Source organism: Streptomyces niveiscabiei (genome assembly GCF_033794345.1).
Classification (GTDB): Bacteria; Actinomycetota; Actinomycetes; order Streptomycetales; family Streptomycetaceae; genus Streptomyces; species Streptomyces niveiscabiei.
Genome location: NZ_JARAYJ010000013.1, coordinates 80,672 through 95,536 on the forward strand (window position 1 = coordinate 80,672; position 14,865 = coordinate 95,536).

Genomic DNA, 14,865 nt, shown 5'->3' on the forward strand with positions numbered 1-14,865 from the left:
CCCAGATCAAGCCTACGACTGTGAGGGTCGCCCGCCCTCGGCCATTCGGCCGATCATCGTGCGCGGATCACCGCCGTACGACGGCCGGACGCCCCGGCTTGTCATGATCTACCGCTCGCTCCGTTCCCCGTCGTCCACCACACCCGGTCATTGACAATGTCAAGCGACTACAGTGCTACCCCGTCACGAGTTCAGGTAGGTCAGCACCGCGAGAACGCGGCGGTGATCCCCGTCACTGGGCGACAGGCCGAGCTTCAGGAAGATGTTGCTGACGTGCTTCTCGACGGCCCCGTCGCTGACCACGAGCTGCCTGGCGATCGCCGAGTTGGTCCGCCCTTCAGCCATCAGGCCCAGTACTTCCCGCTCCCGGGGCGTGAGCCCGGCCAGCACGTCCTGCTTGCGGCTACGGCCGAGGAGCTGCGCGACGACCTCGGGATCCAGCGCCGTACCCCCCTGCGCGACGCGCACGACGGCGTCCACGAACTCGCGGACCTCCGCCACCCGGTCCTTGAGCAGGTATCCCACCCCGCGGCTGGAACCGGCCAGCAGTTCGGTGGCGTAACGCTCCTCCACGTACTGTGACAGCACCAGCACCCCGAGCCCGGGATGGGCCTTGCGGAGCTGTACGGCGGCCCGCACCCCTTCGTCCGTGTGCGTCGGCGGCATGCGCACGTCCGCGACGACCACGTCCGGCAGCGCGCCTTCGGCGGCCAGCTCCGTGATCGTCTTGACGAGCGCCTCCCCGTCCCCGACCCCGGCGACCACGTCGTGCCCCCGGTCGGTGAGCAGCCTGGTCAGCCCCTCCCGCAACAACACCGAGTCCTCCGCGATGACGACTCGCACCCTGTCCTCCACGATTCCGGCCCCCCGGTAGCTGTACGGCTGCGTGCGCACCCAGCATCCCAGGCCCGGAGCCGAACGGATCGTCCCCAAGGACGACCCGACCCCTCTTCAAGGAGTTCCGGGAGCCACGGAACAGGCTTCCATGTGCTCCTAGAGGACCGATCGACGACGGAAAACGGCGTGAAAGCGACCCCTATAGGACAGCGTTTCGGTCAGAATCGGTCACGCGCGACCGGTCCTGACCGAAACGACGCCCTCATGGGCAGCGACAGGGACGACGATCAGATCCGCTCCGCCCGCCACGGCAGCTCCGCCGTCACCCGCGTCGGCCCCCCGGCCGGAGAGTCCACCACCAGGATCCCGTCCACCGCGTCCAGCCGCTCCGCGAGTCCCGCGAGCCCCGACCCGCCGGAGGTGTCGGCGCCCCCCACCCCGTTGTCGACGACCTGGAGCATCAGCCGGTTCTCCACCCGCCACACGTCCACCGACGCCATCGTCGCGCGCGCGTGCTTGCTGATGTTCTGGAGCAGCTCGGAGACCGTGAAGTAGGCGATCCCCTCGATGGCCGGCGCGGGCCGCTCGCCGAGGTCCACGTCCACCTGCACCGGGACCGTGCACCGGGAGGCGACCGAGGACAGCGCCGCGTCCAGGCCCCGGTCGGTGAGGACCGCCGGGTGGATGCCGCGCGCCAGGTCACGCAGCTCCTGGAGCGCCGTCTTCACCTCGCCGTGCGCCTCCGAGACCATCCGCGCGGCCTCCTGCGGGTCCTCGCGGAGCTTCTCCTTCGCCAGGCCCAGATCCATCGCCAGGTTGACCAGGCGGGCCTGCGCGCCGTCGTGCAGGTCCCGCTCGATCCGGCGCAGGTCCGCCGCGGCCGTGTCGATCACGACGCCCCGGTCCGACTCCAGCTCCACCACGCGCGAGGCCAGCCGCGACGGTCCCAGCAGGCCGTGCACCATCAGCCGGTCCACCGTCGTCAGCGCGCGCACGATCCACGGCGTGACCATCGTGAACACCAGGCCGATCAGCGCGGTCACGGTGATCTCGAACGGGTTGTCCAGGTAGATCCGGTGCGTGCCGTCGCCGTACAGCTGGAGGCCGTCCTGGCCCGCGTACATCGGGAACACCCAGAACCACAGCGGGTACGTCAGCATCATCCAGCCGATCGACCAGAGCGTCACCGAGACGGTGAACGTGAAGACCGCCCACGGGAGTTGCAGCAGCGAGTACAGCACGTGCCGCCACGACGCGCCGTCCCTGAGGACCGCGCCCACCCAGCCCATCAGGCTCCGCTTGCGCGGGCGCGGCGGCGCCGGGTCACCGATCTCCATACCGAGCAGCCCGCGCGCGCGGGCCCGCTCCAGCGCCCCGAAACCCCGGCAGCCCGCCAGCGTGACGGCCAGCAGCGGCACCCCGAGGAACGACACCATGAGGCCGACGCCCACCGACAGCATCGTCACCGTGTAGCTGAAGAACACGACGCTGATCGGCAGGCTCAGCAGGACGTACCCGAACTCCCGCCAGCTGCGCCCCTCGAACGGGGCCCGCAGCGCCGCCGGCAGCCGATGACGCCGCTCGGGCTCCCCGTAGCCCTCGTGGTCCCCGTATCCCCCGTACCCCACGCCCTGCATGGCCATGGCTCCGTCCCGTTCCGCTCGTCGTGCACCGTCTGCCGTACCACCAGGGTCGCGGGTGGGGGCCGGGGGAGCCATGGAGTCCGTCGGCGTCTCGGGTGGGGGGTTATCCCTACCTCCGCGGTCGTACCCGGTCAGGCCGAGGGGCTCGGGGCGGGGCAGGGCGGCGCGGCGCGGGCGGGCCCCGTCATACCCGTAGCCCTCACGGTCGTACGACCGTGAGGGCTACGAGCGACCCCATACCTCAGAACTACCCCTCCGGAGCTGCCCCCGACGTACCCCCGGAGTACTACCTCCCCAGAGCTACCCCCGGTCCCGCCACGGCAGTTCCGCCGTCACCGTCGTACCGCCCCCCGGCGGCGAGTCCACGACGAACAGCCCGTCGACCGCGTCCAGCCGGTCCGCCAGCCCCCGCATCCCCGTCCCCCTGTCGAGGCTCGCGCCCCCCTGCCCGTCGTCGCTCACCTGGATCAGCAGCCGTTCGTCGGACCGCCACACGTCCACCGAGGCGGACCGCGCGCCACTGTGCTTGCTGATGTTCTGGAGCAGCTCGGAGACCGTGAAGTAGGCGATCCCCTCGATGGCCGGCGCGGGCCGGGTCGGCAGGTCGGCGGTGACCTTCACCGGAACCGTGCAGCGGGAGGCGACGGAGGAGAGCGCCGCGTCGAGCCCCCGGTCGGTGAGGACCGCCGGGTGGATGCCGCGCGCCAGATCGCGCAACTCCTGCAAGGCCAGCTTCACTTCACCGTGCGCCTCCGCGACCATCTCCGCGGCCGTGTCCGGGTCCTCGAGCAGCTTCTCCTTGGCCAGCCCGAGCCCCATCGCGAGGTTGACGAGCCGCGCCTGCGCCCCGTCGTGCAGATCCCGCTCGATGCGCCGCAGGTCCGCCGCGGCCGTGTCCACCACGACCCCCCGGTCCGACTCCAACTCCGCGATCCGGCGCTCCAGTTCGTCCGACGGCGACAGCAGCGCCCGCACCATCGCCCGATCCACGTTCGCGAACGCCCGCGCCAGATAGGGGAGGAGAGGCCACGCCACGAACAGCGAGGTGACGGCGACCGCGAACGTGAGGATCCCCCACGGCAGCCTGACCACGTCGTACAGCACCGTCCGCCAGCCGACCGGGTCCTTCAGCGCCGTCCACAGCACCGGCAGGAACCCGCGCCCCCGGCGCCACGGCACCTTCGACGGCTCCTCCACCCGCACCCCGAGCAGCACCCGCGCCCGCGCCCGCTCGAACCGCCCCATCGCCCGCGCGCCCATCAGCCCGAACGCCAGCAGCGGCAGCCCGACGACGGTCACCGTCAGCCCCGCGCCGACGGCCAGCATCGTCACGGCGTACGTGAAACCGGTCAGCGCGACCGGCAGGTTGAGCACGAGATGGGTGATCTCCTTCCACGTCACCGCGTCGAGGGCGGGGCGCGGGGGAGGGAGGGGCTCGTCGGGAGCCAGGGATTTCGCGGTCATACGGCCAGCCTGCCGTGTGCCGGGCGGCGGCGCCATGGCGTTCCCCACCGCCGGGTCCCGGGGGAAAGCCCCACCCTCACCAGAAGTGGCGTGACGACCCGCTTACCGTCCCTTTAGCAGGGCCTAGACTCCCGTGAGTACGCGACAGCAGACAGCTCTGACGGCTCTGACAACTCGGCAGCGAAGGGACGGACGTGCGGGAATCGACCGGCGCCCCGGGGACCGCGCTCGCGGCGGACTACTTCCAGTCGTACTCGGCCGTCGGACTGCTCGCCGTCGTCGGCGTGCTGTTCGTGGCGGTGGCGTTCGGCGCGGGCCGCCTGCTGCGGCCCGTCGTCCCGACGCCGGAGAAACTCATGACGTACGAGTGCGGCGTCGACCCGGTCGGCGAGGGCTGGGCTCATACCCAGGTCCGGTACTACGTCTACGCCTTCCTGTACGTCATCTTCGCCGTCGACTCGATCTTCCTCTTCCCCTGGGCGACGGTCTTCGCCGCCGAGGGCTACGGGGCTACGACACTCGTCGAGATGTTCATCTTCCTGGGGTTCCTGACCGTGGGTCTGCTCTACGCGTACAAGAAGGGCGTCCTGGAATGGACGTGACACCGGGGTCGGCCGAGAGGACTACGGGTATGACGGGTACTACGCCGGCCGGCGAGGGCGACGCCGTGACCCCGTCATCCGTGTACCTCCCCGAACCCAAACGCCTCGGCGCGCTCGCCCGGCTCGCCCCCGAACCCATGAAGGTCGTCCTCAACTGGGGCCGCCGCTACTCCCTGTGGGTCTTCAACTTCGGCCTCGCCTGCTGCGCGATCGAGTTCATCGCCGCGTCCATGGCCCGCCACGACTTCATCCGGCTCGGCGTGATCCCGTTCGCGCCGGGACCCCGCCAGGCCGACCTGATGGTCGTATCGGGCACGGTCACCGACAAGATGGCGCCGGCCGTGAAGCGGCTGTACGAGCAGATGCCCGAGCCGAAGTACGTCATCTCCTTCGGCGCCTGCTCCAACTGCGGCGGCCCGTACTGGGACTCGTACTCGGTGACCAAGGGCGTCGACCAGATCATCCCCGTCGACGTGTACGTCCCCGGCTGCCCGCCCCGCCCCGAGGCGCTGCTCCAGGGAATCCTCAAGCTCCAGGAGAAGATCGCCCGCGAGTCCCTGGCCGACCGCTACGCCACCCGCCCCTCCCCGGCCGCCCTCCAGAGCGACCTGCTCCCGGCCCCCGAGCCGAAGGGCACCCCCCGATGACCACCGGCTGGCTCCCGGCCCCCGTCCAGGACCTCTTCGGCCCCGACGCCGTCGCGGACGAGTCGTACGAGGTCCTCACCGTCGACGTACCCGCAGCGACCTGGCTCACGGCCCTGCGCACCGCCCGTACGACCCTGACCTGCACGTACTTCGACTGGCTCAGCGCCGTGGACGAACCCGGCACCGGCTTCCGCGTCTCGGCCCACGTCGTCGCCCTGTCCCCCCTGCGCCGCCTCCTCCTCCGTACGACGGTCCCGCACACGTCCCCCGCCCTGCCCACCGCCGTGGACGTCTACGCCGGCGCGGCCTGGCACGAACGCGAGACCCACGAAATGTTCGGCGTGGTCTTCACCGACCACCCCTCCCTCACCCACCTCCTCCTCCCGGACACCTTCGAAGGCCACCCCCTCCGCAAGGACTTCGTCCTGGTCGCCCGCGCCGCCAAACCCTGGCCCGGCGCCAAGGACCCCGGCGAATCCGACCACGCCGCCCCCAAACGCCGCCAAGCCCTCCCTCCAGGAGTCCCCGACCCCAACGAATGGGGCCCCCAGAAGGGCCAACTCCCCACCCCACCAGCCCGCCGCCCCCGCCCCACGCGGACAACCCCGGCCCCCACAACTCCAGACGCCGCCCCAGCGGCCCCCACCGCTGCGGACCCCGCAACCCCTCGCCCCGCCCGCCGCACCCGCTCGGCCTCGGAGGGTTCCGCGAGCCAAACGGGCCCGGCCGAAACCCCCACCCCGCAAGCCGCAACACCTGGGCCCGCCCGCCGTACCCGCTCGGCCTCCGAAGGCTCCGCGAGCCAAACACCCACCCCCGGCACCCCGCCCCCGCCGGGGACCACCCCCGACGGCCGCCCCGCCCGCCGCAACCGCTCGGCGTCCCAGGGCTCGGCGTCCCAGGGCTCGGCCAGCCAGCCGTCGGGTACGGCCGGAGCTGCGGAGACCGGCAGCGGTACGACGGCCCCCGCAACGGCGGCCCCGACCCCAGCCGCTCCCGACCCGACGCCCGGCACACCCCCCGCGACCACGGCCCCCGGCCATACGCCCGCCCGCCGCAACCGCTCGGCCGCCCAAGGCTCGGCAAGCCAGCGAACCGACAGCCAGGCAGCCCCCGGCGACGAAACCGGAACGACGGCCCCGGCCCCCACACCCCAGGCCCCACCGACGACACCTCGCCAGACTCCGGCCGCGCCCCGCCGTTCCCGAACCGCAGGCGAAGGCTCAGCCTCCCAACGGCCCCACCTCCCGGCGGAACCGACACCCACGCGCGCGCCCCTGCCGGCACCGGCACCGGCCGACGAGCCCTTGACGGCACCGGCGTCGGAAGGCGCACGCCCGGCGGAACCGGAGTCAGCGGGCGAGCCCCGAACAGAACCGGCGCCGACGGACGAGACCCCAGCGCCCCCGCCCTCCGGCCCCCGCCGCAACCGCAGCGCCGCCCAGGGCTCCGCCAGCCAGCGCACCCAGCCCCAGCCCTCTCGCCGCCCCACCCCCCGAAGCGCCGACGCCCCCTGGCACCACGCCCGCCCGGCCTTCGACGACCCACCCTCCGGCGAACCGACCCCAGGCGAACCGACCCCAGGCGAACCGACCTCCGCCCCCCGGGCCCCGGAGCCCGCTCGCGATGCCGAGCGACCGGAAACTCCCGGTACCCCGGCTCCAGACCCGACCCCCGAGGCTGAACAACCGGACACCCCAGCCCCGGAGCCCACCCCCGAAGCCGGCCGACCGGAAACCCCCGGCGCCACCCCGAAACCCCCGGCACCCGAACCGCCCCAGCCCCCCGGCGAAGACGACGACACCCCCTCAGGAGGCCCGCGGTGAACGACGCGCTCGACGTCACCCTGCGCCTGCTGATCGTCTTCGCCGTGTTCCTCACCTTCCCCCTCCTCGTGGGCCAGACGGAACACAAGGTCATGGCCCACATGCAGGGCCGCCTGGGCCCCATGTACGCGGGCGGCTTCCACGGCTGGGCCCAACTGGTGGCCGACGGAGTCAAGTTCGCGCAGAAGGAGGACGTCGTCCCGGCGGGCGCGGACCGCCGCGTCTTCCAGCTCGCCCCGGCCGTCGCCCTGCTCCCGTACCTCCTCGTCCTGCTCGCGATCCCGATCGGCCCCGGCGAGGGCGCGGTCGGCCAGGTCCTGGACGCGGGGATCTTCTTCGTCCTGGCCGTGATGGGCGTCGGCGTCCTCGGCTCCCTCATGGCCGGCTGGGCCAGTGCCAACAAGTTCTCTCTCCTCGGCGGCCTGCGTACCGCCGCCCAACTCCTCGCCTACGAACTCCCGATGCTCCTCGCCGCCGCCTCCGTCGCCATGGCGGCCGGCACGGTCTCCCTGCCCGGCATCCTCGACGCCTTCGAGTGGTGGTGGCTGCCCTGGCAACTCGTCGGCGCGATCGTCTTCTTCGTCGCCGGCCTCGCCGAACTCCAGCGCCCGCCCTTCGACATGCCCGTCGCCGACTCGGAGATCATCTTCGGCGCCTACACCGAGTACACCGGCCTGCGCTTCGCCCTCTTCCTGCTCGCCGAGTACGCCGGCATCGTCGTCCTGTGCGGCCTCACCACCGTCCTCTTCCTGGGCGGCTGGCACGGCCCCTGGGGCGCCGACGGCCTCGGCTGGGTGTGGACCCTCCTGAAAACCGCCCTCCTCGCCTTCGTCGTGATCTGGCTGCGCGTCACCTATCCCCGCCTGCGCGAGGACCAGCTCCAGAAGCTCTCCTGGACCCTCCTCGTCCCCCTGTCCCTCGCCCAGATCGCCGTCACCGGCGTCGTCAAGGTGGTGATCTCCTAGTGCCTCCGATCCCCGGCTCCGGCCTGGCCAAAGGGCTGGCCGTCACCCTGCGCACGATGACCCGCCGGTCCGTCACCGAGCAGTACCCCGACGTCCAGCCCGACCTCCCGCCCCGCACCCGCGGCGTCATCGGCCTGTTCGAGGAGAACTGCACGGTCTGCATGCTCTGCGCCCGCGAGTGCCCCGACTGGTGCATCTACATCGACTCCCACAAGGAGACGATCCCCGCCGCCGCGCCCGGTGGCCGCGAGCGCAGCCGCAACGTCCTCGACCGTTTCGCCATCGACTTCTCCCTCTGCATGTACTGCGGTATCTGCATCGAGGTCTGCCCCTTCGACGCCCTGTTCTGGTCCCCCGAGTTCGAGTACGCCGAGACCGACATCCGCGACCTCACCCACGAGCGGGACAAACTCCGCGAGTGGATGTGGACGGTCCCCGCGCCGCCCCCGCTGGACCCCGGCGCGGAGGAACCGAAGGAACTGGCGGCGGCCCGCAAGGCGGCGGAGAAACTGACCGCCACCGACCGCCCCGAGCCCCCCTCCGACGGCACCGCCCCCACCGACCCCCCGGGAGGCCGGCAGTGACCCTCGCCCAAGCGCCGCACGGCTTTCTCTCGCCGACCGGTGTCGAGGTCGCGTTCCTGCTGGTCGGCCTGCTGACCCTCGGCGCCGCCGTGGTGACCGTGACCACCAGGCAGCTGGTGCACGCGGCTCTCTGGCTGGTCGTGGCCCTCGGGGGACTCGCCGTCGAGTACCTGCTGCTGACGGCGGAGTTCATCGCCTGGGTGCAGGTCCTCATCTATGTCGGTTCCGTGGTCGTCCTCCTTCTCTTCGGTCTGATGCTGACCCGCGCCCCCATCGGCCGCTCCCCGGACGCCGATTCCGGGAACCGGTGGCCCGCCCTGGCGGTCGCGGCCGTCGCCGCCACCGCCCTGGTCTGGGTCGTCGCCGACGCCTTCCGCACCACCTGGATCGACCTCGACGGCCCGGCCGCCGGCTCCACGAAGGTCACCGGCGAGAGCCTCTTCCGGCACTGGGTCCTGCCCTTCGAGGCCCTCTCCGTCCTCCTCCTCGCGGCACTGGTCGGCGCGATCGTCCTGTCCCGCAAAGCGAAAGCCGAAGCGAGCTCTCCCCCCGACAACGCCCGACCGGTCACGCAGAGTTCCCAACCCGTCACAGATTCCGAAAAAACTTCGCGCCCCCCGAAAACCCCGGCCACGACGAGCCCCGCAGGCACCCTCGCTCCCTCCACCGACCCCGACCCCACCGACCCCAACCCCCCGACCGAGCAGGAAGGCGCCAGCTGATGCACCTCGCCTACCCCGCCGTCCTCTCGGCCCTCCTCTTCTGCACCGGCCTCTACGGAGTCCTGGCCCGCCGCAACGCGATCCTGGTCCTGATGTCGGTCGAGCTGATGCTCAACGCGGTCAACCTCAACCTCGTGGCGTTCGACGTCTGGCTCAGCAGGACCGCCGAGGACACCCTCCACTCCGGCCAGGCCCTCACCCTGTTCACCATCGCCATCGCCGCCGCGGAGATCGGCATCGGCCTCGCGATCGTCCTCGCCGTGTACCGCAACCGGGGCACCTCGGACATCGACCGGCTCCGCGACACGGCGGAGACACCGCAGACGGCGGAGCCCTCGCACAACACCCCGCACCCGAGGGACGAGAAGGCCGAGGCCGCCGCGTGACCACGACCACCTACGCCACCCTCGTCCCCCTCCTGCCGTTCCTCGGCGCGCTCGCCGGCCTCCTCCTGGGCCGCACGGCCCCCGGCTACGTCCGCCCCCTGGCCGTCCTGCCCCCGCTCGCCGCCCTCGCGCTGGCCGCCCTGGTCGCCGTACGCCAGGGAGGCGACGCCGCGATCGACGCGGCGACGGAACTCACCCCCACCGGGTCGATCCCCGTCGAACTCGCCCTGCACATCGACGGCTTCGCGGCCCTGGTCGCCGTCCTGGTCGCCCTCGTCGCGACCTGTGTGCAGATCTACTCGACCGGCTACCTCCGCGACGACCCCCGCTACCCCTCGTACGCGGCCCTCGTCTCCCTGTTCACCGCCGCGATGCTCCTGGTCGTCTACTCGGGCGACCTGATCGTGCTGCTCGTCGGCTGGGAGGTGATGGGCATCTGCTCATATTTCCTGGTCGGCCACTACTGGGAGACCCCCGAGGCGCGCGCCGCGTCGATCAAGGCGTTCCTGGTCACGAAGCTCGGCGACGTCCCGTTCCTGATCGGCCTGTTCGCGCTGGCCACGGACGCCGGGTCGTTCCGGATCACGGCGATCCTCGACGCCGTGGCCCACGGCGGCCTCGACCACCCGACCCTGATCGCCCTGCTGCTCCTCGCGGGCGTGGCCGGCAAGTCGGCGCAGTTCCCGCTGCACACCTGGCTCCCGGACGCGATGGCGGGCCCCACGCCCGTCTCCGCGCTGATCCACGCCGCGACGATGGTCGCTGCCGGTGTCTACTTCGTCGCCCGCCTGCTGCCGGTCTTCGAGGCGTCGCACGCCGCCATGGGCGTCCTCGCGGTGATGGCCGCCGTGACGATGCTCGGCTCCGGACTCGCCGCCCTCGCGCAGGACGACATCAAACGCGTCCTCGCCTACTCGACGATCGGCCAGCTCGGCTACATGACCGGCGCCCTCGCCGTCGGCGACCGCGGCGCCGCCGTCTTCCACCTCCTGTCCCACGGCGCCTTCAAGGCGCTCCTGTTCCTCGCGGCCGGCGCGCTCATCCACGCGGCCGGTACGAACTCCCTGGCCGCCATGTCCCGTACGAGCGGCCTGCGCGCCCGCGTGCCGGACGCGTACTGGACGATGACCGTGGCGCTCCTCGCGCTCGCCGCGATCCCGCCGTTCAGCGGCTTCTTCTCCAAGGAGTCCGTCCTCGGCGCCGCCGAGCACGTCGTCACCGGCCACACCGAGCACGCCCCCGCCGCAGCGGGCTGGACCGTCGTCGTCGCCGCCCTGCTCACCGCCCTCCTGACCGCCGCCTACGCGGCCCGCCTGTGGCTGCTCGCCTTCCACGGCCGGGGCCCCGAAGCCCCCGGCCACGGCCGGCAGCCCCTGTCGATGACCGTCGTCCTGTGGGTCCTCGCCCTCCCGTCCCTGGCCCTCGGCGGCCTCGCCTACGCCACGCTCCCCGACTGGTTCGACGGCACCTCCCTCGCCCCGACCCTCACCACCTCCGTCCTCGGCACGGGCTTCGCCCTCGTCGGCGCCCTGATCACGTACGGCGCCCACCGCCACCTGACGGCCACCGCCGCCCGCGTCCCCCTCGGCGCGGTCGCCGCCCACCCGGACGGCGACGCGGCCACCGTCGAGGCCGAGGCCATCGCCAGCCACGCGCCCGCGTACGGGAGCGTCGCCGCCGCCCAGGACCCCGCCGACCCCGGACGCCTGCTGCTCGGCCCCCTGCACCGCCACGCGGCCACCGGCTTCCACCTGGACGCCGTCTACGACGCCCTGTTCGTCCGCCCGGTACGGTCCGCCGCGCGCCTGGTCCGCTTCCTCGACCGCGAGGTCGTCGACGCCTACGTGGGCGGCGCCGCCGCCCTGCCCCGCTGGCTCGGCACCGCCGTACGGCGGGCCCAGACCGGCAACGTCCAGACCTATGTGAGCGCCCTGCTCGCCGGCACCGTCGTCCTCGCGGTGACCGTCCTTCTCGTCGCCTCGGGAGGGTGAACGGGCGTGATCGGTATCAACGAGTCCGTGATGCAGTTCCTTCTGGCGTTCACCGTCGCCGGACCGCTCCTCGGCGCCGTCACCGCCCTGCTGCCCGCCCCGCCGGGGCTGAAGGGGAAGTCACCGGACCAGGCGGTGCTGCGCCACGGCGTGACCGTCACCGGCGCTGTCCTGGCCGCCGCGATCGCCCTCGCGCTGGGCTTCGACCACGACCACCCGTCGACGATGCAGGCAAGCACCGACATCAGCTGGATCCCCGCGCTCGACGTACGCATCCACCTCGGCATCGACGGCATCTCCCTCCCGCTGCTGGTCCTGACCGCGCTGCTGACCTTCCTGTGCGCGCTGTACTCCTACTTCAAGCCGCCCGCGGGCCCGTCCCCGAAGGCGTTCGTCGCCCTGCTGCTCCTCCTGGAAGGCGGCACCCTCGCCACCTTCGCCGTCCTCGACCTCCTCCTGTTCTTCCTCGCCTTCGAGACCGTCCTCATCCCGATGTACTTCCTCATCGCCCGCTGGGGCGGCGAGGACCGGACCCGCGCGGCCTGGAAATTCATCCTCTACACGCTGCTCGGCTCCGTCGTCATGCTCCTCGGCCTGCTCCTGATCGGCGTGAAAGCGGGCACGTTCGACATGGTCGCACTCGCCACTGACAACGGCCGGTCCCTGACCACATCCGTGCAGGTCACCGCCGCTTTGGCGATCGGTCTCGGGCTCGCCGTGAAGACCCCGATGTGGCCCCTGCACAGCTGGCTCCCCGACGCCCACACCGCCGCCCCGACCACCGGATCGGTCCTGCTCGCCGGCGTCCTGCTCAAGATGGGCACCTACGGGTTCGTCCGCATCCTCCTGCCCGTCGCCCCGGACGGCCTGCGCACCTTCGCGCCCTACCTCGCCGCCTTCGCCGTCGTCGGGATCGTCTACGGCTCCCTGGCCTGCCTCGCCCTGGTCAGGCCCGGCGCGAACGGCGACCTCAAACGCCTCATCGCCTACTCCTCCGTCGGCCACATGGGCTTCGTCCTGCTGGGCATCGCGTCCATGACACCGACCGGCGTGAACGGCGCCCTGTTCGCGAACATCGCCCACGGCCCCATCACCGGCCTGCTGTTCTTCCTCGTCGGCGCCCTCAAGGACCGCACCGGCAGCACCGACCTCGACACCCTCGCCCGGGAGACCGGAGCGGCCCTGTACGGCCGTGCGCCGCGCCTGGGCGGGCTCCTCGCGTTCGCCGCCGTCGCCTCCCTCGGACTGCCCGGACTCGCCGGGTTCTGGGGCGAGATGCTGGCCCTGTTCGGCGCCTTCGACCCCGCGAGCGACCTCAGCCGTCCGGCCTTCCTGACGTTCACGGCGATCGCCGCCCTCGGCACCCTCCTGACGGCCGCGTACCTCCTGCTCGTCGTCCGGCGCGTGTGCATGGGCGCCGTCCCGCAGGACGCCCCGCACCTCGCGGACGTGCGCGCGTACGAGTTCGCGGCCTGGACCCCGCTCGTCGTCCTCACCGTCGTGGGCGGCCTGTGGCCCAAGGCCCTCCTCGGGCTCACCGACCCGGCCGTGCAGCAGCTCCTCGCAGGAGGCCCCCGATGAGCGCCCTCGCGCAGTCCGTCGTCCAGTCGGTCGACTGGCTCACGATCGCCCCGCCGACCGTCACGGCCGTCGCCGGCCTCGCCGTCCTGGTCGCCGACCTGTTCCTCCCGGACGCGAAGAAACACCTCCTGGGCTGGTTCTCCGTCGCCGGACTCGCCGCCGCCGCGGCCCTCCTGCTGCCCCTCCTGGACGGCGACCACGCCACCTTCTGCGCGGTCGGCGACCCGCGCGCGTGCAGTTACACGGCGGACCGCTTCACCCTCGTCGTCCAGTTCCTGGTGCTCGGCGGCGCCCTCCTGACCGCCCTCCTGTCCGTCACCGCCCTCAAGGACGAACGCAAGACCCTGCCCGCGGGGGAGTACTGGTTCCTGCTGCTGTCCTCGGCCGCAGGCGCCGCCCTGCTGCCCGCCTCCCGCGACCTCGCCACCCTGGTCGTCGCCCTGGAGGTCGCCTCCCTGCCCGCGTTCGCGCTGGTCGGCATCCGCCACGGCGACAAGCGCTCCTCCGAAGCGGCCCTGAAGTTCTTCCTGTCGTCCGTCACGGCCACCGCCGTCAGCCTCCTGGGCATCAGCTTCGTGTACGCCACGACAGGCACCCTCTACCTCACCCAGGTGGCCGAACGCGTCCAGGACATCGACGGCCAGTTCCACACCCTCGCCCAGACGGGCGTCGTCCTCACCCTCGTCGGCTTCGCCTTCAAGACGGCCGCCGTCCCGTTCCACTTCTGGGTCCCCGACACGTACGCGGGCGCGCCCCTGCCGATCGCCGCCTACCTGTCGGTCGTCGGCAAGGCCGTCGGCCTCTCCGGCCTGATCCTCGTCACCGTGGTCGCCCTCCCCTCGTACGGCGACGTCTGGGGCCCCGCCCTCGCGGGGCTCGCCGCGCTCACCATGACCGTCGGCAACGCCGCCGCCCTGCGCCAGCACGCCACGCGCGCGTACAGCGCGGTACGCCTCCTCGCCTGGTCCTCCGTCGGCCAGGCCGGCTACCTCCTCGTACCGATCGCCTCCGCCGCCTACACGCACGACGCCGCCCGCGCCGTGGGCTCCACCCTCGCGTACGCGCTGATGTACGCCGCCGTGAACCTCGGCGCGTTCGCCGTGGCCGCCCTGGTGGCCCGCCAGAGCCCCGCCAACCGCCTCACGGACTACCGGGGCCTGTACGCCCGCAGCCCGCTCTCCGCGCTCCTGCTTGCCTTCTTCCTGCTCTGCCTCGCCGGCCTGCCGCCCGGCGTCATCGGCCTCTTCGCGAAGGTCGCCGTCTTCTCCGCGGCCGTCGACGCGGGCCTCGGCTGGCTCGCCGTCGTCATGGCCGTCAACGTCGTGATCGCCCTCTTCTACTACCTCCGCTGGACGGCCCTGCTCTTCGCGGCGCCCGAGGGGGAGCCCGCACGGCACCGCGTCCCGGTCCCCCTGACGGCCGCGCTCACCCTCACGGCCACCGTCGCCGTCGTCCTGTCCGGGGCGCCCCAGCTGGTCCTGCGGTTCGCCGACACCACCCTGTTCTGAGGCCTCACCCGGACGGCCGACCGGCGCGCCCGCGTGCGCTAGGGAACTCGTGGCGCTCGTCTGGCGTTGACACAGACAGGAGGGTCCACTGGACGTGACACCAGAAGGA

General features: G+C 72.4%; 13 protein-coding genes. 10 read left to right on the forward strand and 3 right to left on the reverse strand.

What is annotated here, in order from left to right; translation table 11 throughout:
• Positions 1-183: 183 nt before the first annotated feature.
• From PV682_RS19825 to PV682_RS19835, 3 genes are all read right to left on the reverse strand, one after another.
• On the reverse strand, positions 184-843 hold the full coding sequence (locus tag PV682_RS19825; RefSeq protein WP_319731880.1) for a response regulator transcription factor: 660 nt from the start codon (positions 841-843) through the stop codon (positions 184-186).
• 281 nt (positions 844-1,124) lie between these two features.
• On the reverse strand, positions 1,125-2,480 hold the full coding sequence (locus tag PV682_RS19830) for a sensor histidine kinase (protein WP_319731631.1): 1,356 nt from the start codon (positions 2,478-2,480) through the stop codon (positions 1,125-1,127).
• Between the two features lie 300 nt (positions 2,481-2,780).
• Positions 2,781-3,944 (reverse strand): sensor histidine kinase, encoded by a 1,164-nt coding sequence (locus tag PV682_RS19835; RefSeq protein WP_319731633.1) that lies wholly within the window; start codon positions 3,942-3,944, stop codon positions 2,781-2,783.
• 194 nt (positions 3,945-4,138) lie between these two features.
• Here PV682_RS19835 and PV682_RS19840 point away from each other — a divergent pair, with 194 nt between their 5' ends.
• Genes PV682_RS19840 through PV682_RS19885 form a run of 10 tightly spaced genes read left to right on the forward strand, consistent with a single transcriptional unit; the run spans position 4,139 to position 14,756 of the window.
• The gene (locus PV682_RS19840) at positions 4,139-4,546 is read left to right on the forward strand and encodes an NADH-quinone oxidoreductase subunit A (protein ID WP_319731635.1); all 408 of its coding nucleotides are present in this window, start codon (positions 4,139-4,141) and stop codon (positions 4,544-4,546) included.
• Between the two features lie 29 nt (positions 4,547-4,575).
• On the forward strand, positions 4,576-5,193 hold the full coding sequence (locus tag PV682_RS19845; RefSeq protein WP_319731637.1) for an NADH-quinone oxidoreductase subunit B: 618 nt from the start codon (positions 4,576-4,578) through the stop codon (positions 5,191-5,193).
• Positions 5,190-7,019 (forward strand): NADH-quinone oxidoreductase subunit C, encoded by a 1,830-nt coding sequence (locus PV682_RS19850; RefSeq protein WP_319731639.1) that lies wholly within the window; start codon positions 5,190-5,192, stop codon positions 7,017-7,019. The genes PV682_RS19845 and PV682_RS19850 overlap by 4 nt, the downstream gene beginning before the upstream one ends.
• The gene (locus tag PV682_RS19855; RefSeq protein ID WP_319731641.1) at positions 7,016-7,984 is read left to right on the forward strand and encodes a complex I subunit 1/NuoH family protein; all 969 of its coding nucleotides are present in this window, start codon (positions 7,016-7,018) and stop codon (positions 7,982-7,984) included. The genes PV682_RS19850 and PV682_RS19855 overlap by 4 nt, the downstream gene beginning before the upstream one ends.
• A gap of 56 nt (positions 7,985-8,040) precedes the next feature.
• Positions 8,041-8,568 (forward strand): 4Fe-4S binding protein, encoded by a 528-nt coding sequence (locus PV682_RS19860; RefSeq protein WP_407705708.1) that lies wholly within the window; start codon positions 8,041-8,043, stop codon positions 8,566-8,568.
• Positions 8,565-9,290 (forward strand): NADH-quinone oxidoreductase subunit J family protein, encoded by a 726-nt coding sequence (locus PV682_RS19865; RefSeq protein WP_319731646.1) that lies wholly within the window; start codon positions 8,565-8,567, stop codon positions 9,288-9,290. Before PV682_RS19860 ends, PV682_RS19865 begins: the two co-directional genes overlap by 4 nt.
• The gene (gene nuoK / locus PV682_RS19870) at positions 9,290-9,676 is read left to right on the forward strand and encodes an NADH-quinone oxidoreductase subunit NuoK (protein ID WP_319731649.1); all 387 of its coding nucleotides are present in this window, start codon (positions 9,290-9,292) and stop codon (positions 9,674-9,676) included. The genes PV682_RS19865 and nuoK overlap by 1 nt, the downstream gene beginning before the upstream one ends.
• Positions 9,673-11,667: an NADH-quinone oxidoreductase subunit 5 family protein gene (locus PV682_RS19875; protein ID WP_319731651.1), complete on the forward strand. Its 1,995-nt coding sequence runs from the start codon at positions 9,673-9,675 to the stop codon at positions 11,665-11,667. The genes nuoK and PV682_RS19875 overlap by 4 nt, the downstream gene beginning before the upstream one ends.
• Before the next feature lie 6 nt (positions 11,668-11,673).
• Positions 11,674-13,248 carry an NADH-quinone oxidoreductase subunit M gene (locus tag PV682_RS19880; protein ID WP_319731653.1) on the forward strand — a complete coding sequence of 525 codons (1,575 nt, stop codon included), beginning with the start codon at positions 11,674-11,676 and terminating at the stop codon, positions 13,246-13,248.
• A complete protein-coding gene (locus PV682_RS19885) occupies positions 13,245-14,756 on the forward strand; it encodes an NADH-quinone oxidoreductase subunit N (protein ID WP_319731655.1) in 1,512 nt (503 codons plus the stop codon). Before PV682_RS19880 ends, PV682_RS19885 begins: the two co-directional genes overlap by 4 nt.
• Positions 14,757-14,865 lie beyond the last annotated feature (109 nt).